This window comes from Lelliottia sp. AC1, from assembly GCF_023278595.1.
GTDB lineage: Bacteria > Pseudomonadota > Gammaproteobacteria > Enterobacterales > Enterobacteriaceae > Enterobacter > Enterobacter nimipressuralis.
Genome location: NZ_CP025699.1, coordinates 3,875,128 through 3,892,534, shown reverse-complemented (window position 1 = coordinate 3,892,534; position 17,407 = coordinate 3,875,128). Strand labels below are relative to the sequence as shown.

The 17,407-nt window shown below is 53.3% G+C and carries 17 protein-coding genes; 8 read left to right on the top strand and 9 right to left on the bottom strand.

What is annotated here, in order from left to right:
- The first annotated feature begins 147 nt into the window (after window positions 1-147).
- The 3 genes from C0560_RS18465 to C0560_RS18460 are packed head-to-tail and all read left to right on the top strand — an operon-like array spanning window position 148 to window position 1,531.
- Window positions 148-855, top strand: coding sequence for a DUF3289 family protein (locus tag C0560_RS18465; RefSeq protein ID WP_256469545.1), 708 nt, complete (start codon window positions 148-150; stop codon window positions 853-855).
- Window positions 750-998, top strand: coding sequence for a DUF3289 family protein (locus C0560_RS20955; protein WP_256469544.1), 249 nt, complete (start codon window positions 750-752; stop codon window positions 996-998). The genes C0560_RS18465 and C0560_RS20955 overlap by 106 nt, the downstream gene beginning before the upstream one ends.
- A gap of 2 nt (window positions 999-1,000) precedes the next feature.
- A complete protein-coding gene (locus C0560_RS18460) occupies window positions 1,001-1,531 on the top strand; it encodes a DUF943 family protein (protein WP_102105498.1) in 531 nt (176 codons plus the stop codon).
- 158 nt (window positions 1,532-1,689) lie between these two features.
- Here C0560_RS18460 and C0560_RS18455 read toward each other — a convergent pair whose 3' ends face one another.
- From C0560_RS18455 to pepA, 3 genes are all read right to left on the bottom strand, one after another.
- Window positions 1,690-4,545 (bottom strand): valine--tRNA ligase, encoded by a 2,856-nt coding sequence (locus C0560_RS18455; RefSeq protein ID WP_248859230.1) that lies wholly within the window; start codon window positions 4,543-4,545, stop codon window positions 1,690-1,692.
- Window positions 4,545-4,988, bottom strand: a complete 444-nt coding sequence (gene holC, locus C0560_RS18450) for a DNA polymerase III subunit chi (RefSeq protein ID WP_100778716.1) — start codon at window positions 4,986-4,988, stop codon at window positions 4,545-4,547. The genes C0560_RS18455 and holC overlap by 1 nt, the downstream gene beginning before the upstream one ends.
- Window positions 4,989-5,095: 107 nt before the next feature.
- A complete protein-coding gene (pepA, locus tag C0560_RS18445; RefSeq protein ID WP_100778717.1) occupies window positions 5,096-6,607 on the bottom strand; it encodes a leucyl aminopeptidase in 1,512 nt (503 codons plus the stop codon).
- A 266-nt stretch (window positions 6,608-6,873) separates the two neighbouring features.
- Between pepA and lptF the strand changes: the two genes are divergently transcribed.
- The 5 genes from lptF (at window position 6,874) to mtgA (ending at window position 13,138) form a co-directional block, all read left to right on the top strand.
- On the top strand, window positions 6,874-7,974 hold the full coding sequence (gene lptF, locus C0560_RS18440; RefSeq protein WP_100778718.1) for an LPS export ABC transporter permease LptF: 1,101 nt from the start codon (window positions 6,874-6,876) through the stop codon (window positions 7,972-7,974).
- Window positions 7,974-9,056, top strand: a complete 1,083-nt coding sequence (lptG, locus tag C0560_RS18435; protein ID WP_129036293.1) for an LPS export ABC transporter permease LptG — start codon at window positions 7,974-7,976, stop codon at window positions 9,054-9,056. Before lptF ends, lptG begins: the two co-directional genes overlap by 1 nt.
- Window positions 9,057-9,193: 137 nt before the next feature.
- Window positions 9,194-11,527: an aerobic respiration two-component sensor histidine kinase ArcB gene (gene arcB, locus C0560_RS18430; RefSeq protein WP_248859229.1), complete on the top strand. Its 2,334-nt coding sequence runs from the start codon at window positions 9,194-9,196 to the stop codon at window positions 11,525-11,527.
- 232 nt (window positions 11,528-11,759) lie between these two features.
- Entirely contained in the window at window positions 11,760-12,413 is a 654-nt protein-coding gene (gene elbB / locus C0560_RS18425) for an isoprenoid biosynthesis glyoxalase ElbB (protein ID WP_248859228.1), read from the top strand.
- Window positions 12,410-13,138, top strand: a complete 729-nt coding sequence (mtgA, locus tag C0560_RS18420) for a monofunctional biosynthetic peptidoglycan transglycosylase (RefSeq protein WP_248859227.1) — start codon at window positions 12,410-12,412, stop codon at window positions 13,136-13,138. Before elbB ends, mtgA begins: the two co-directional genes overlap by 4 nt.
- Before the next feature lie 4 nt (window positions 13,139-13,142).
- Here mtgA and npr read toward each other — a convergent pair whose 3' ends face one another.
- The 6 genes from npr to lptB form a co-directional block, all read right to left on the bottom strand.
- Window positions 13,143-13,415, bottom strand: a complete 273-nt coding sequence (gene npr / locus C0560_RS18415) for a PTS phosphocarrier protein NPr (RefSeq protein WP_095283587.1) — start codon at window positions 13,413-13,415, stop codon at window positions 13,143-13,145.
- Window positions 13,412-14,266 (bottom strand): RNase adapter RapZ, encoded by an 855-nt coding sequence (gene rapZ / locus C0560_RS18410; RefSeq protein WP_100778723.1) that lies wholly within the window; start codon window positions 14,264-14,266, stop codon window positions 13,412-13,414. The genes npr and rapZ overlap by 4 nt, the downstream gene beginning before the upstream one ends.
- 45 nt (window positions 14,267-14,311) lie before the next feature.
- Window positions 14,312-14,803 (bottom strand): PTS IIA-like nitrogen regulatory protein PtsN, encoded by a 492-nt coding sequence (ptsN, locus tag C0560_RS18405; RefSeq protein ID WP_100778724.1) that lies wholly within the window; start codon window positions 14,801-14,803, stop codon window positions 14,312-14,314.
- Window positions 14,804-14,885: 82 nt separating this feature from the next.
- A complete protein-coding gene (hpf, locus tag C0560_RS18400) occupies window positions 14,886-15,173 on the bottom strand; it encodes a ribosome hibernation promoting factor (protein ID WP_100778725.1) in 288 nt (95 codons plus the stop codon).
- 22 nt (window positions 15,174-15,195) lie between these two features.
- Window positions 15,196-16,629: an RNA polymerase factor sigma-54 gene (gene rpoN / locus C0560_RS18395; RefSeq protein WP_102105493.1), complete on the bottom strand. Its 1,434-nt coding sequence runs from the start codon at window positions 16,627-16,629 to the stop codon at window positions 15,196-15,198.
- Window positions 16,630-16,676: 47 nt separating this feature from the next.
- On the bottom strand, window positions 16,677-17,402 hold the full coding sequence (gene lptB / locus C0560_RS18390) for an LPS export ABC transporter ATP-binding protein (protein ID WP_100778727.1): 726 nt from the start codon (window positions 17,400-17,402) through the stop codon (window positions 16,677-16,679).
- Window positions 17,403-17,407: the final 5 nt, after the last annotated feature.

Here is a 17,407-nt window from a genome sequence, read left to right as displayed (position 1 = left end):
TTTATGAGAGTTTTTTCTACAAAGATATCAGAGTTATTTATCTAATTATTATTATTTGCCAAATTTCCTCTTGTTTAATTTATTGTGTGAAACGAAATAAATAGTGTCAATGTACAACTATGTTTTTATTCATTAGGATGATGAATTATGCATTTAGATATGTATTTGTCAACGGAATTTCCGAAAGTCATCTTCTCAACTTTTCATCGGTTTGAAAATTATTATGTTAGTGATATGCAGTGTGGAGATCTAGATGATCATGATTTCTTTCGGTTGGGGTTACGTGATATTTCTGAGAAGGTTGATCCTTTCCGGTTACTTGAGTTTAATGGATTAACCTCTTTTAGACCTCTTTCTGCAGATTTCTCAACAACGGTACAATCAGGCAGGCCGATTAGCCAACAAAGATGTGCGGATATTCTTTTTTCTGAAATGAAAACACTATCAACTCAGTTTGCCTTTGGGAAATATTCGCATCTCATTAGTGCACTTATAGACCATTTCCATTATGGAAATGGAACGCCATGGCATAGTGAACAACTGGATTACGCATACAAGGAAATTATTGAGGGTATCGGTACGAATGATTTTTTGATAACAATAATAGAAGCAATAGATAAACAGCTGGTTTATAAAAGACAGGCATCTTTGAATTTCGATTTTTTTGATGATGTTGAAAAAAACTGTTTGAAAAGGTATTGCAGAAATTTAATCGATTTGAAGATAGATATAATGGATTGGGTATTAGTGTGCACGATATTTATGCACAAGAAATATCATTGCTTTACTTTCGTAGATATGCAATGTCGTGGGATGGGTTACTTTATTTTAAAGGACAGGACCATTTTGGATTAGGTTCAGAAGATATTTCTAGTTCTTTTTACGATAAATTTCGATTTTTTCGTATTTGGTTTTTCTTACAGCACCATAAGAACTTTGCATTTAGACCATTTCTTACTAATTTTAGTGCCCATATTAATATCAGCGGTGGAGTTTAGCAATGAGATACTCAAAACGTAAAATATTCTTTATTGGGTTAATGGTTATGATATGTGTCTGCATGTTATGGACTATGCGGCCTGTAAAAATTATTCGTGCCGGAATCCGGTTTGAGTATGATTCTCAATTTAAGCAGGGGCTTTTAATAGGGAGTCTGCGTGGTTTTACGGATAATGAAAGTTACGATGTCATTGTTGATCATATGCCGCTAACAGAGTGGGGACGGATCCACTGGTATCTTGACCATAAAGATGAACTCAAGGGAAAATATAATATACCTACGTCATCATCATACCATATTGCTTTTTGGGATGTAGGCGATGGTTTTATTGACGGTGAAAAGTCCGGTGATGGCGATTTAGTCTGTTTCAATAAAGTGGATGGTTCAAATCAAAATTGTCTTGAGAAGGATCTTCTACTCAGCGTGGATTTAGATAAAGGGGAACAAGAGGAATACACCTTTAAACACTGCTGCAATTACTGGTCCTATATGCCGAATGGACGCCTCGCTTGGTTTAATGGGTATAGATAAAAATGCAGACTCAATCACAGGCAATTTTTGTATTTCCATTTTGTAGTGATAGTACCGTTGCGTCACGCTGACTTTCTTCGGCATCGTCTCGAAAGTCGGCTTTATCCAATCATAAAAAAAGCCGGATGGTTATCCGGCTTTTCAATGACACATCTGAATTACAGCGCGGCGATAACGGCCTGCTGCTCGATCAGTTTCGCTTTTGCATCGGCGAAGGCGACCAGACGTTCACGCTCTTTCGCGATAACCGCTTCAGGAGCGCGTGCGACAAAGCCTTCGTTAGCCAGCTTGCTCTCGATTTTTCCGATTTCCAGTTCGACTTTGGCCACTTCTTTTGCCAGACGAGCCAGTTCGGTCTCTTTATCGATCAGACCCGCCATCGGGATCAGCAGCTCGGCGCCTTCGATGATTTTAGTCACGGAGACCGGACCTTTGTCATCGGCTGGCAGCACGGTGATGCTTTCCAGACGCGCCATGTTTTGCAGGAAGCTACTGTTCTCGGTCACACGACGAATCGCCGTCTCGCTGCAACCGCGCAGCAGCAGTTCCAGTGGTTTGCCTGGAGAGATGTTCATCTCTGCGCGAATGTTACGGATTGCCACAATCGCCAGTTTCAGCCATTCGGTATCGGAAGCGGCTGCTTCATCTACCTGTGCGGCGTCGAATTCCGGGAACGGCTGCAGCATGATGGTGTCGGCTGTGATGCCTTTGATGACCTTCACACGCTGCCAGATGGTCTCGGTGATGAACGGGATGATTGGGTGCGCGAGACGCAGCAAACCTTCCAGAACGGTAATCAGCGTGTTGCGCGTGCCGCGCAGCTCCGCTTCATTGCCGCCATTCATTACCGGTTTGGTCAGCTCCAGATACCAGTCGCAGAACTGGTTCCAGGTGAACTCATACAGAATGCCTGCTGCGATATCAAAGCGATAGGTATCCAGCGCTTCACGGTACGCTTTGATGGTCTGGTTGAATTCCGCCAGAATCCAGCGATCCGCCAGAGACAGGGTCATTTCGCCGCCGTTAAAGCCGCAATCCTGATCTTCGGTGTTCATCAGCACGAAGCGGCTGGCGTTCCACAGCTTGTTACAGAAGTTGCGGTAACCTTCCAGACGTTTCATGTCCCAGTTGATATCGCGACCGGTAGAGGCCAGCGCTGCCAGGGTGAAACGCAGGGCGTCGGTGCCGTGCGGCTCGATACCATCCGGGAATTGCTTCTCGGTGCGCTTGCGAATTTTCTCTGCCAGCTGCGGTTGCATCATGTTGCCGGTACGTTTCTCCAGCAGATCTGCCAGCGAAATCCCGTCAACCATATCCAGTGGGTCAATAACGTTACCCTTGGATTTAGACATCTTCTGGCCTTCGTCGTCACGAATCAGACCGGTCATGTAGACGGTATGGAACGGAACCTGCGGCTTGCCATTCTCATCTTTGATGAAGTGCATGGTCATCATGATCATGCGGGCAATCCAGAAGAAGATGATGTCGAAGCCGGAGACCATCACGCTGGTCGGGTGGAACTGACGCAGGGCGTCGGTGTTTTCCGGCCAGCCGAGAGTGGAGAAGGTCCACAGAGCGGAGGAGAACCACGTGTCCAGAACGTCTTCGTCCTGGCGCAGGGCCACGTCAGCGCCCAGATTATTTTCCTGACGCACTTCTTCTTCGGTGCGGCCAACGAACACGTTGCCGTCGTTATCATACCAGGCCGGGATACGGTGACCCCACCACAGCTGACGAGAGATACACCAGTCCTGAATATCGCGCATCCAGGAGAAGTACATGTTTTCATACTGTTTTGGTACGAACTGGATATCACCGTTCTCAACCGCTTCGACAGCCGGTTTCGCCAGGATATCGGCACGCACGTACCACTGGTCTGTCAGCATCGGCTCGATGACCACGCCACCACGGTCGCCGTAAGGAACGGTCAGATCGTGAGGTTTGATCTCTTCCAGCAGGCCGAGCGCGTCAATGGCCGCAACCACCGCTTTACGCGCAGCAAAACGTTCCAGTTTCTGGAATTCAGCCGGGATTTCAGAGGAGTAAACGTCTGATTCTTCGCCTTTGGTGTCATACACTTCCGCGCTTTCACGGATATCGCCGTCAAAGGTCAGAATGTTAATCATCGGCAGGGCGTGACGACGGCCAACTTCATAGTCATTGAAATCGTGTGCCGGGGTGATTTTCACACAGCCGGTGCCTTTTTCCATATCGGCGTGCTCGTCGCCAAGAATTGGAATACGGCGGTTCAGCAGCGGCAGAACCACAAATTTACCGATCAGATCTTTGTAGCGCGGATCTTCCGGGTTTACGGCCACGCCGGTATCGCCCAGCAGGGTTTCTGGACGCGTCGTCGCAACCACCAGGTAATCTTTACCGTCTGCGGTTTTTGCGCCATCGGCCAGCGGATAGCGGATGTGCCACATGGAGCCTTTAGACTCGCGGTTTTCCACTTCCAGATCGGAGATCGCAGTGCGCAGTTTCGGGTCCCAGTTCACCAGACGTTTGCCACGGTAAATCAGGTCCTCTTTGTACAGACGGACGAAAACTTCTTTCACGGCGTTGGAAAGGCCTTCATCCATGGTGAAGCGCTCGCGCTCCCAGTCCACGGAGTTGCCGAGACGACGCATCTGACGGGTGATGGTGCCGCCAGATTCGGCTTTCCACTGCCAGATTTTGTCGATGAACGCGTCGCGACCGTAGTCGTGGCGGGTTTTACCTTCTTCAGCGGCAATCTTACGCTCAACCACCATTTGGGTCGCAATGCCCGCGTGGTCAGTCCCGGCCTGCCACAGGGTGTTTTTGCCCTGCATGCGCTGGTAACGGATCATGGTATCCATGATGGTTTGCTGGAAGGCATGACCCATATGCAAACTGCCGGTGACGTTCGGCGGCGGGATCATGATGCAGAAGGACTCTTTGCTTTCATCGCCGTTAGGCTTGAAATAGCCCTGCTCTTCCCAGTGCTCGTAAAGCGGCTGTTCGATATCTCGTGGGTTGTATGTCTTTTCCATTATTTCCAGGTTGCCGTATTCAGGTTAAAACCGGCCAGGCGGTACGCTTTGTAGCGTTCGCGCGCCAGTTGTTTCAGAGAATCTTCGTGAGGGACAAAGTCTACCACTTCTGTGAAAGCGGTGGCAAAATCTGCAAAGCCGATACGCAGGCTGATCAGAATATCGCGCGCGCTGCTGTTACGCTTTTGTGGCCAGGCAATCTCCACCGGTGCGCCACCGCGCGGCCCTTCTCCCGACAAATTATGCGGAACAAAACCTTCGGGTGGCCTTGCCCACAGCGCTTCGTCAAGACGAATCGCCTGCGCTTCATCTTCACAGGCAATCAGGACGCGTTTACCGCTGCGCCAACGTTCTGCGGCAATTTCACACACCAGCTGCTCAACGGCGCTTAAGCCATCGACGGTGTTATCGTTGTCCAGAAGGTAGAACGTCGCATTCTTCATAATATGGGGCTTCTTTGGGTGGATTTAAACGCAAAGCCGGGGGTTACCCGGCCAGCGTACACCTTGTAGGTCCGGCAAGCCTGACGCCGCCGGACAACGGCGTGCAACTACTCTTCGCCGTTAAAACCGGCGCGGTTAAGCAGGAACTGCGACAGCAGGGCAACGGGACGACCGGTAGCGCCTTTGGCTTTACCGGAGCGCCATGCGGTACCCGCGATATCCAGGTGAGCCCAGTTGTACTTGCGGGTAAAGCGTGCCAGGAAGCAGCCAGCGGTAATCGCCCCGCCAGGACGGCCGCCAATGTTGGCCATATCCGCGAAGTTAGATTCTAACTGCTCCTGATACTCATCGCCCAACGGCAGACGCCATGCGCGGTCGCCCGCTTGCTCGGATGCGCCGATCAGCTCGTGGGCCAGCGGATTGTGGTTCGACATCAGGCCGGTGATGTGATGGCCGAGAGCAATCACACAGGCGCCGGTCAGCGTCGCCACGTCGATGACTGCTTCAGGCTCAAAGCGCTCCACGTAGGTCAGCACGTCGCACAGCACCAGACGGCCTTCGGCATCGGTGTTCAGCACTTCAACGGTCTGGCCGGACATGGTGGTCAGAACATCGCCAGGGCGATACGCGCGACCACCAGGCATGTTTTCACAGCCCGCCAGTACGCCGATGACGTTAATCGGCAACTGCAGTTCGGCAACCATACGCATCACGCCGTACACTGCCGCTGCCCCGCACATATCGTACTTCATCTCATCCATGCCTTCGGCAGGCTTGATGGAGATACCGCCGGAGTCGAAGGTGAGGCCTTTGCCAACCAGCACGATAGGGCGCGCATCTTCGGACGGATTGCCTTTGTACTCGATGACCGACATCAGCGATTCGTTTTGCGAACCGTTTCCGACCGCAAGGTACGAGTGCATTCCCAGCTCTTTCATCTGCTGTTCGCCGATGACGCGGGTGACGACATTTTTGCTGTAGGAATCAGCCAGCTGACGCGCCTGAGAGGCCAGGTAACCGGCGTTGCAGATGTTTGGCGGCATATTGCCGAGATCTTTCGCCGCTTTGATACCGGCGGCAATCGCCAGACCGTGCTGAATGGCGCGCTCGCCGCTGGTCAGCTCGCGACGGGTTGGGACGTTAAAGACCATTTTACGCAGCGGACGACGCGGTTCGCTTTTGTTGGTCTTCAACTGATCAAAACTGTAGAGGCTCTCTTTCGCGGTCTCAACGGCCTGACGCACTTTCCAGTAGGTGTTGCGACCTTTCACGTGCAGTTCGGTCAGGAAGCAGACGGCTTCCATTGAGCCGGTATCATTCAGGGTATTGATAGTTTTCTGAATGACCTGCTTGTACTGGCGTTCATCAAGCTCGCGCTCTTTACCGCAACCAATCAGCAGAATGCGCTCGGACAGCACGTTGGGAACATGGTGCAGTAACAGCGTCTGCCCAGGTTTGCCTTCGAGTTCGCCACGGCGCAGCAGGGCGCTGATATAGCCGTCACTGATTTTATCGAGTTGTTCGGCGATCGGGGAGAGTCGGCGTGGTTCAAAGACGCCCACAACGATGCAGGCACTCCGCTGTTTCTCCGGGCTACCGCTTTTTACACTGAACTCCATGCACTACGCTCCTGAATCTTAAAGACAACGACGGCTGCTACGGATAGAATTGAAACCTTTCGTAACTCATGTCCGCTGTTGTGGTGACTTCGTGTTAATCTTACGTTACTACGGTTTCGACACGTCAAAAAATATCCTGAAGCGCGACACCGCCGGGTTTTTTAATCTTAGCGATGTTTTCGACGACTCAAGAGAATAAATGACGTTTAAGCCATGAAACAAGCAATTTTCCAGCAAAGAGACGGGTTTTTACGGGCGTATTTAAAGTGATAATCATAAGATATCTGGTGCGGGAGACGCTCAAAAGCCAGCTGGCGATCCTTTTCATCTTACTTCTGATCTTTTTCTGTCAGAAGTTAGTCAGGATCCTCGGCGCGGCGGTAGACGGCGAAATCCCAACAAATCTGGTGCTTTCTCTGCTCGGATTAGGCGTGCCCGAAATGGCGCAGCTTATTCTGCCGCTAAGCCTTTTCCTCGGCCTGCTCATGACGCTGGGAAAACTCTATACCGAAAGTGAAATCACCGTCATGCACGCCTGCGGCCTAAGCAAAGCCGTTCTGGTGAAAGCCGCGATGGTGCTGGCACTGTTCACCGGTATCGTGGCGGCGGTAAACGTGATGTGGGCTGGCCCCTGGTCTTCCCGACATCAGGATGAAGTGCTGGCCGAAGCCAAAGCCAACCCTGGCATGGCGGCGCTCGCGCAGGGCCAGTTCCAGCAGGCCACAGACGGCAGTTCCGTCCTCTTTATTGAAAGCGTTGACGGCAGTCGATTCAACGATGTGTTCCTCGCGCAAATCCGTACCAAAGGCAACGCCCGCCCTTCCGTGGTGGTCGCGGATTCCGGTCAGCTCTCGCAGCGTAAAGACGGCTCTCAGGTGGTGACGCTGAACAAAGGCACCCGCTTTGAAGGCACCGCGCTGCTGCGCGACTTCCGTATTACCGATTTCCAGAACTATCAGGCGATTGTCGGCCATCAGAACGTGGCGCTCGATCCAACGGATACCGAGCAGATGGACATGCGTACCCTGATAAACACCGATACCAATCGCGCGAGAGCGGAACTGCACTGGCGTCTGACGCTGGTATTCACCGTGTTTATGATGGCGTTGATGGTTGTACCGCTGAGCGTGGTTAACCCGCGTCAGGGTCGTGTGCTCTCCATGCTGCCAGCGATGCTGCTCTATCTGGTGTTCTTCCTGCTGCAAACGTCTATTAAGTCGAATGGCGGCAAGGGCAAGATCGACCCGATGATCTGGATGTGGGTGGTCAATGGCCTGTACCTGCTGCTGGCAGTGGTATTAAACCTGTGGGATAGCGTGCCGATGCGCCGCATACGTGCCCGCTTTGTACGTAAAGGAGCGGTGTGATGCAGGCTTTCCGCGTTCTTGACCGCTATATCGGTAAAACCATTTTCACCACCATCATGATGACGTTGTTCATGCTGGTGTCGCTCTCGGGCATCATCAAGTTTGTCGATCAGCTGAAAAAAGCCGGGCAGGGGAGTTACGACGCACTGGGCGCCGGGATGTACACCATTCTCAGCGTGCCAAAAGATGTGCAAATCTTCTTCCCGATGGCCGCGCTGTTAGGCGCATTGCTGGGGCTGGGGATGCTGGCCCAGCGCAGTGAGCTGGTGGTGATGCAGGCTTCGGGCTTCACCCGTATGCAGGTGGCGCTGTCGGTAATGAAAACCGCTATTCCACTGGTCCTCCTGACGATGGCGATCGGTGAATGGGTCGCTCCGCAGGGCGAGCAGATGGCGCGTAACTATCGTGCGCAGGCCATGTACGGCGGCTCTTTGCTCTCGACTCAACAAGGCCTGTGGGCGAAAGACGGTAACAACTTCGTCTATATCGAACGCGTAAAGGGTGATGATGAGCTGGGCGGTGTGAGTATTTACGCCTTCAACGATCATCGCCGTTTACAGTCTGTGCGTTACGCGACCACGGCGAAATTCGATCCGGCGCAGAAGCTCTGGCGCCTGTCGCAGGTGGATGAATCGAACCTGCAAGATCCGAAACAAATCACCGGTGCTCAGACCGTTTCGGGCACCTGGAAGACGAACCTGACGCCTGACAAACTGGGCGTGGTGGCGCTGGACCCGGATGCGCTCTCTATCAGTGGCCTGCACAATTATGTGAAGTACCTGAAGTCGAGCGGCCAGGATGCCGGACGTTATCAGCTCAACATGTGGAGCAAAATCTTCCAGCCAATGTCCGTAGCGGTAATGATGCTGATGGCGCTGTCGTTCATCTTCGGGCCGCTGCGTAGCGTGCCGATGGGCGTGCGTGTGGTCACCGGTATCAGCTTTGGCTTTGTTTTCTACGTGCTGGACCAGATCTTTGGCCCGCTGACGCTGGTCTACGGTATTCCACCGCTGATCGGTGCGCTGCTGCCGAGCGCGTCATTCTTCCTGATCAGCCTCTGGCTGCTTCTCAGACGCTCCTAATCGCACCTCTTCCTCACTCCCGAATCGCCGGGAGTGAGGCTAATCTCCTGATTCACGCCGCACTTTTTCACACAACCTTCAACGCCTTGCCCGGAATTTGAGTATTATTGAGCGATGAAGTCGTGAAGGGATCCCCTATGAAGCAAATTCGTATGCTTGCGCAGTACTACGTCGACCTGATGATGAAGCTCGGCCTGGTGCGTTTCTCATTGCTGTTGGCCCTGGCGCTGGTGGTGCTGGCGATTGTCGTGCAGATGGCGGTGACCATGGTGCTGCACGGCCAGGTCGAAAGTATCGACGTTATCCGCTCGATCTTCTTCGGCCTGCTGATCACCCCGTGGGCGGTCTATTTTCTCTCGGTGGTGGTGGAACAGCTGGAAGAGTCGCGCCAGCGGCTCTCCCGTCTGGTGCAGAAACTGGAGGAGATGCGCGAGCGTGACCTCAAGCTTAACGTCCAGCTAAAAGACAACATTGCACAGCTGAATCAGGAGATTTCGGATCGTGAGAAAGCGGAAGCCGAGCGTCAGGCGACCCTTGAGCAGCTGAAGGTTGAGATGAAGGAGCGTGAAGTCACGCAGATTCAGCTGGAGCAGCAATCCTCCTTCCTGCGCTCGTTCCTCGACGCTTCACCGGATCTGGTCTTCTATCGCAACGAAGATAAAGAGTTCTCCGGCTGCAACCGGGCGATGGAGCTGCTGACGGGAAAAAGTGAGAAACAGCTGATTCACCTTAAACCGCAGGATGTCTACTCGGAAGAGGCGGCGGCCAAGGTTATCGAAACCGACGAGAAGGTGTTCCGCCATAATGTCTCTCTCACCTACGAACAGTGGCTGGATTACCCCGACGGGCGCAAAGCCTGCTTTGAAATCCGTAAAGTGCCTTATTACGACCGCGTGGGCAAACGCCACGGCCTGATGGGCTTTGGCCGCGATATTACCGAGCGGAAGCGTTATCAGGACGCGCTAGAGCGTGCCAGCCGCGACAAGACCACCTTCATCTCGACCATCAGCCACGAGCTGCGTACGCCGCTGAACGGCATCGTGGGGCTTAGCCGTATTCTGCTGGACACGGAACTGACCGGCGAACAGGAAAAATACCTCAAAACTATCCACGTTTCCGCTGTGACGCTCGGTAATATCTTCAACGATATTATTGATATGGATAAGATGGAACGCCGAAAAGTCCAGCTGGATAATCAGCCCGTCGACTTCACCGGATTCCTGGCGGATCTGGAGAATCTCTCCGGTCTGCAGGCGCAGCAGAAAGGGCTGCGCTTTGTGCTGGAGCCTTCACTGCCGCTGCCGCATAAAGTGGTGACGGACGGTACGCGTCTGCGCCAGATCCTGTGGAACCTTATCAGCAACGCCGTCAAGTTCACCCAGAAAGGGGAAGTGGTGGTGCGTATTCGCTTCGATGCAGGCGATATGCTGCACTTCGAAGTGGAAGACTCCGGCATCGGCATTCCGCAGGAAGAGCAGGACAAAATCTTCGCCATGTATTATCAGGTGAAAGACAGCCACGGCGGGAAACCGGCAACGGGCACCGGGATTGGCCTGGCCGTTTCACGCCGTCTGGCGAAGAGCATGGGCGGGGATATTACCGTCTCCAGCCAGCAGGGGAAAGGCTCTGTCTTTACACTGACGGTACATGCGCCTGCGGTTGCAGAAGAGGTGGAAGATACCTTCGAGAACGATGAACTGCCGCTGCCCGCCCTTCATGTTCTGCTGGTGGAAGATATTGAGCTGAACGTGATTGTCGCCCGGTCGGTGCTCGAAAAACTGGGTAACAGCGTCGATGTGGCCATGACCGGGACTGCCGCGCTGGAGATGTTTACGCCGGGGGAGTATGACCTCGTGCTGCTGGATATTCAGCTCCCGGATATGACCGGGCTGGACATCTCCCGCGAACTGACGCGTCGTTACGCGCGCGATGAATTACCGCCGCTGGTGGCCCTGACCGCTAACGTCCTGAAGGACAAAAAAGAGTACCTCGATGCCGGTATGGACGATGTGCTCAGCAAACCGCTGGCGGTGCCTGCCCTGACCGCTATGATCAAAAAATTCTGGGATACCTGTGATGAAGAGGAGAGCACGATGACGCCTGTAGACAGCGAAAAAGCACAATCACTTCTGGATATCGCCATGCTGGAGCAGTACATCGATCTGGTCGGGCCGAAACTGATCACCGATGGGGTGGCAGTGTTCGAGAAAATGATGCCGGGCTATTTAAGCGTGCTGGAGTCCAATCTGACGGCGCGCGACCAGAAAGGTATCGTCGAAGAGGGGCACAAAATTAAAGGCGCTGCCGGATCGGTCGGGTTACGCCATTTGCAGCAGTTGGGTCAGCAGATCCAGTCTCCGGATTTACCGGCGTGGTGGGATAACGTGGGTGAATGGGTTGAGGAGATGAAACAAGAGTGGCAGAACGATGTGGATGTGTTGAAAGCGTGGGTGGAAAATAGCAAAAAATGACCCCGGCTAAACCGGGGTGCGCGAATACTGCGCCAACACCAGGGAAATCTTGGCAGCGCCTGTTTTTTTAGTATTGTGACTGCATGGACGCTGCCCGAAAATTTAGGCCGCACGCAGTTAAGATAGCAAATCTTAAATGATTTGTTACAGGAATCAGTGAAATGTGTGAAGCATAGCGTTTTAATCAGAATTTTTAATGTGCTTCAGAGAGTTGGAGAGAAGGGACGGCGAAATGAAAAAGGTAGGTGTTGTACTGAGCGGCTGCGGCGTTTACGACGGCGCAGAGATTCATGAGTCAGTTCTGACGCTGCTCGCACTGGCGAAACAGGGTGCAGAAGCGATCTGTTTTGCGCCGGATAAAAGCCAGACGGATGTTATCAATCATTTATCTGGTGAATTGATGCCGGAAACCCGCAATGTGCTGATTGAAGCGGCGCGCATTGCCCGTGGCAATATCCAGCCGCTGGCACAGGCCGATGCCGAGGAGCTGGATGCCCTGATCGTGCCAGGTGGTTTTGGTGCCGCCAAAAATTTGAGTAATTTCGCCAGCCAGGGCAGCGAGTGTCGGGTCGATGATGCGCTGAAAGCGCTGGCGCAGCGCATGCACGCCGCAGGAAAACCGCTGGGCTTTATGTGCATCGCCCCTGCGATGCTGCCTAAGATTTTTGATTTCCCGCTGCGCCTGACCATCGGCACTGACATCGATACCGCTGAAGTGATCGAAGAGATGGGCGGCGAGCATGTGCCGTGCCCGGTGGAAGATATCGTGGTCGACGAGGACAATAAAATCGTGACTACACCCGCCTATATGCTGGCGCAATCTATCGCTGAAGCGGCCGTCGGTATTGAGAAACTGGTCGAACGCGTGCTGGTGCTTTCCCGGTGAGTAAAAATCGCTCTCCTGTCGCCTGGGCGAAACGCATTGTGCTGCGCGCGCTGCTGGCGCTTGCGGTGTTCTGGGGCGGTGGCATCGCGCTGTTCAGCATTGTGCCAGTGCCGTTTTCTGCGGTCATGGTTGAGCGCCAGCTCGGCGCATGGCTGACGGGGGATTTCAGCTATGTGGCCCACTCGGACTGGGTGAGCATGGACGAAATCTCCCCGTGGATGGGACTGGCGGTTATCGCGGCGGAAGATCAGAAATTCCCGGAACACTGGGGCTTTGACGTCTCGGCGATTGAAAAAGCGCTGGCTCACAATGAGCGGAATGAAAATCGCGTGCGCGGTGCCTCGACGCTCTCTCAGCAGACGGCGAAAAACCTGTTTTTATGGGATGGCAGAAGCTGGATGCGCAAAGGGCTTGAGGCAGGTCTGACGCTGGGCATGGAGACCGTCTGGAGTAAAAAACGCATTCTGACGGTGTATCTCAATATCGCTGAGTTTGGTGATGGGGTGTTTGGCGTGGAGGCGGCGGCACAACGCTATTTCCACAAACCCGCCAGCCGCCTGACCCAAGCCGAGGCCGCACTGCTGGCCGCAGTGTTACCTAACCCGATTCGCTATAAAGCGGATGCCCCGTCAGGGTATGTCCGCAATCGTCAGGCGTGGATCATGCGCCAGATGCGACAGTTGGGTGGGGAAGGGTTTATGACCAGGAATAAATTGTACCGATGAGGACTTAGTCCTCATCAAATCCGGCGTTGAACAGCGCGACGACCGCAGCCAGCGCTTCGACTTCCTGCGGACCGGTCGCTTCCACTTCAATCTGTCGGCCCTTTGCGGAATCCAGCATCAGCAGCGCAATCACGCTGTTGGCTTCTGCTTCTGTGCCTTCATCGTTACGCAGCAGCACTTCCGCATCAAATCCTTGCATCAGTTCAAACAGTTTCATCGCCGGGCGTGCGTGCATGCCCAGCTTGTTGGTGATCTCAACGGTATGTTTTACGGTCATGTTTTACGTTTTTCCAGCGTGCGATGACGAGACTGAACGTTTTTACCGCGTGAGCGGAAGTAATCAGCCAGCTGTTCGGCTATATACACCGAACGATGTTTACCGCCGGTACAACCAATTGCGACCGTCAGGTAGCTACGATTGTTGGTTTCCAGCATAGGTAACCATAGTTCAAGGTAGCTTCGCGTCTGGTAGATAAAATTGTGAACTTCTGTGTGACGATCGAGGAATGCCGCCACGGGCTTGTCCAGACCGGTCATTGGACGCAGTTTCGGGTCCCAGTGCGGGTTCGGCAGGAATCGTACGTCGAACACATAATCCGCATCGATTGGAATGCCGTGTTTGAAGCCAAAGGATTCGAACACCATGGTCAGCTCGCGCTCGCGTTTACCCAACAGGCGGGTACGCAGCATTTCTGCCAGCTCATGCACGGACATTTCAGAGGTATCGACGATCAGATCTGCACGGGAACGCAGCGGTTCCAGCAGATCGCTCTCTTCGTCGATGGCACTTTCAAGCGACAGATTCTTGCTGGAAAGGGGGTGTAAACGACGGGTGTCACTGTAGCGACGGATTAGCGTGTTACGGTCAGCGTCAAGGAACAGCAGCTGCGGCGTAAAGTTATCCGGCAGGCTGTTCATCGCCTCTTCAAAGATTTCCGGGGATTCCGGCATGTTGCGCACGTCGATACTGACCGCCGCAGAGATCTGCCGGTCAGCAAGCGTTCGCGCCAGGTCGGGCAGCAGGACAACCGGAAGGTTGTCGACGCAGTAAAATCCCATATCTTCGAGCGCTCGCAGGGCCACGGATTTCCCCGAGCCTGAACGACCGCTGACGATCATCAGCACCATGTTCCGTTTCTCCTCACGACTGCAGATGTGAAGGCCATCTCCTGGTTACGCATCATCCTGATTGCCTTCCGCTTCGGTGATAATTTGGTACAGCTCTTCATCACTTTGGGCTGCGCGCAGACGGCGGCAAATTGTTTTATCCGCCAGACGTTTTGCGACCAGAGAAAGCGTATGCAAATGGGTTTTCGTCTGGTCAGCAGGCACCAGCAGAGCGAAAAGCAAATCAACCGGCTGGTTATCAATCGCATCAAAAGCGATAGGCGTTTCAAGCTGCACAAAAACGCCCACGGCGCGTAATGTGTCTTCTTCCAGTTTGCCATGCGGAATGGCGATGCCATTGCCGATGCCGGTACTGCCCATTTTTTCACGGGTCAGAATGGCCTCGAATACCACCTGAGGCGGCAGGCTTAACTGTTTTGCAGCCAGTTCACTGATAATTTCCAGAGCCCGTTTTTTGCTCTGACAGTGAACGCCACTGCGGGTACATTCCTGGTTAAGGACATTACTCAATTGAAGCGAGGAATCGTTGTTCATCATAATTTCACCTAAGCGCTAACTGTACAAATGGCCTGTTGTGTTTGACAACAGGCCGCCCTGCACCCGTTAACTGCCCGGACAATTAGTGTTGTTTCAGTTTATCTTTATGTTTATTAAGCTGTCGTGCCAGCTTGTCAATCAAGCCGTCGATAGCCGCATACATGTCTTGCCCTTCCGCACTGGCATGGATTTCGCCCCCGTTGACATGCAGGGTTGCGTCCGAGATATGAGTCACTTTCTCCACTTTTAACACAATGTAGACCTGATTGATCCTCTCGAAATACTGCTCCAGTTTGGCGAATTTTGTATTCACAAAATCACGCAAGGCTTCAGTGATCTCGACATTCTGTCCTGTGATGTTGAGCTGCATAGTGTCTTCCTTATCGGTTGTGTCAAACCAGTTGTTTACGCTGGTTAGACGGCGGAATGGATAAAGACTCTCGATACTTCGCAACAGTACGACGTGCCACCATAATACCCTGGTCGGACAGCATGGTGGTTAACTTACTGTCACTCAGTGGCTTCGCGGGGTTTTCCGCGGCGATCAACTTCTTCACCAGTGCGCGAATGGCCGTTGACGAGGCTTCGCCACCGCCTTCGGTATTCACATGGCTGGAGAAGAAATACTTAAGCTCAAAAATACCGCGCGGGCTGTGCAGATACTTCTGCGTAGTCACGCGCGAAATGGTCGATTCGTGCATCTCGACGGCCTGGGCGATATCCGCCAGCACCATCGGTTTCATAAACTCTTCGCCCTGATCGAAAAACGCCTGCTGCTGTTCGACGATGCAACGACTCACCCGTAGCAGCGTATCATTTCGGCTCTCAAGGCTTTTGATCAGCCAGCGCGCTTCCTGAAGATTGCTACGAATATATTGATTGTCGGAGTCGTTGCGCACGCTGGTGCACATGGAGGCGTATTGCTGATTGATTTGCAGGCGAGGAATGCTGTCGGAATTCAGTTCAACGGCCCAGCGGCCATTGTGTTTGCGCACCAGAACGTCAGGGATCACGTACTCGGGTTCGCTGGTCTGGATCGACTGTCCGGGGCGCGGATCGAGGGACTGAATCAGATTCACCGCCTCTTTCAGCACATCTTCTTTCAGGCGGGTAACGCGCATCAGCGAGCGGAAGTCGTGATTCGCCAGCAGATCGAGATGATCGCTGATGATCAACCGCGCTTCGTCGATCCACGGCGTCTCTTTCGCAAACTGCGACAGCTGGATCAACAGGCAATCACGCAGATCTTTCGCCGCCACGCCAACCGGGTCAAAGCGCTGGATGCGTTTTAGCACCGCTTCGATCTCATCGAGATCGATATCGCCGTTCCCGATGCTCTCCAGAATATCTTCCAGAGAAACGGTCAAATAGCCGGTGTCATCCACGGCATCGACAATCGAGGTAGCAATCGCGCGATCGGTTTCGGTGAATGGCGTCAGCTCCACCTGCCACATCAGATAATCCTGCAGGGACTGGGTGGTTTCACCCTGATAGACCGGTAGCTCGTCATCCTGGTAATCTGCACGCGTCCCGGAAGGGGTTCCGGCGGTGTAGATTTCATCCCAGCTGGCGTCCAGCGGTAGCTCGTCCGGCATCTCTTTTTGTTCAAGAGCGTCTGCGGTATCAAGCGATTCGGTGTCCTGCTTTTCCTGGGTATCAACCTCGTCATGAAGATCGGTTTGCTCCAGCAGGGGGTTACTGTCCAGCGCCTGCTGGAGTTCCTGCTGAAGTTCTAACGTGGACAGCTGCAACAGACGAATCGCCTGTTGTAGCTGTGGCGTCATTGCCAGTTGCTGGCTGAGCCGTAATTGCAAACCTTGCTTCATGTTCAGAGCGTTTTTCCCCGCTTTGGCGTGACTTAACCTCTACCCTATCAGAGTCTGAAGTCTTCCCCAAGGTACACACGCTTCACATGCTCGTCTTCGAGGATTTCGAGTGGCGTGCCGTGGGCGATTAAATGGCCCTGGCTGACGATATAAGCGCGTTCACAAACTGCCAGCGTTTCACGTACGTTGTGGTCCGTGATGAGCACACCGAGGCCGCTGTCGCGCAAATGCTCGATAATACGTTTGATGTCGATAACGGAGATAGGGTCAACGCCCGCAAAAGGTTCATCCAGCAGGATAAATTTTGGATTCGCGGCAAGCGCACGGGCGATTTCCACGCGGCGGCGTTCACCACCGGAGAGCGCCTGACCGAGGCTGTCGCGCAAATGTTCGATGTGGAACTCTTCCATCAGTTCGTTAGCACGATCCTGACGCTGCTCGGAGGTCAAATCATCACGGATTTGCAGCACGGCCATCAGGTTGTCGAACACGCTCAGACGGCGGAAAATCGACGCCTCCTGCGGCAGATAGCCAATACCACGACGCGCGCGCGCATGCAGTGGCAGCAAGCTGATGTCTTCATCATCAATGATAATGTTGCCCGCATCGCGTGAAACGATGCCGACCACCATGTAAAAGGTGGTGGTTTTGCCCGCACCGTTTGGGCCTAACAGGCCTACGATTTCGCCGGAGTTTACGGTCAGACTGACATCTTCCACGACGCGGCGGCCTTTATAGGCTTTGGCGAGGTTCTTTGCAGTTAATGTTGCCATAACGA

What these genes read in the sequence shown, in the direction of transcription:
- C0560_RS18465 (WP_256469545.1), top strand. Translation starts at nt 148, where the DNA reads ATGCATTTAGATATGTATTTGTCAACGGAATTTCCGAAAGTCATCTTC.
- C0560_RS18460 (WP_102105498.1), top strand. Translation starts at nt 1,001, where the DNA reads ATGAGATACTCAAAACGTAAAATATTCTTTATTGGGTTAATGGTTATG.
- C0560_RS18455 (WP_248859230.1), bottom strand. Translation starts at nt 4,545, where the DNA reads ATGGAAAAGACATACAACCCACGAGATATCGAACAGCCGCTTTACGAG.
- holC (WP_100778716.1), bottom strand. Translation starts at nt 4,988, where the DNA reads ATGAAGAATGCGACGTTCTACCTTCTGGACAACGATAACACCGTCGAT.
- pepA (WP_100778717.1), bottom strand. Translation starts at nt 6,607, where the DNA reads ATGGAGTTCAGTGTAAAAAGCGGTAGCCCGGAGAAACAGCGGAGTGCC.
- lptG (WP_129036293.1), top strand. Translation starts at nt 7,974, where the DNA reads ATGCAGGCTTTCCGCGTTCTTGACCGCTATATCGGTAAAACCATTTTC.
- arcB (WP_248859229.1), top strand. Translation starts at nt 9,194, where the DNA reads ATGAAGCAAATTCGTATGCTTGCGCAGTACTACGTCGACCTGATGATG.
- elbB (WP_248859228.1), top strand. Translation starts at nt 11,760, where the DNA reads ATGAAAAAGGTAGGTGTTGTACTGAGCGGCTGCGGCGTTTACGACGGC.
- npr (WP_095283587.1), bottom strand. Translation starts at nt 13,415, where the DNA reads ATGACCGTAAAACATACCGTTGAGATCACCAACAAGCTGGGCATGCAC.
- rapZ (WP_100778723.1), bottom strand. Translation starts at nt 14,266, where the DNA reads ATGGTGCTGATGATCGTCAGCGGTCGTTCAGGCTCGGGGAAATCCGTG.
- ptsN (WP_100778724.1), bottom strand. Translation starts at nt 14,803, where the DNA reads ATGATGAACAACGATTCCTCGCTTCAATTGAGTAATGTCCTTAACCAG.
- hpf (WP_100778725.1), bottom strand. Translation starts at nt 15,173, where the DNA reads ATGCAGCTCAACATCACAGGACAGAATGTCGAGATCACTGAAGCCTTG.
- rpoN (WP_102105493.1), bottom strand. Translation starts at nt 16,629, where the DNA reads ATGAAGCAAGGTTTGCAATTACGGCTCAGCCAGCAACTGGCAATGACG.
- lptB (WP_100778727.1), bottom strand. Translation starts at nt 17,402, where the DNA reads ATGGCAACATTAACTGCAAAGAACCTCGCCAAAGCCTATAAAGGCCGC.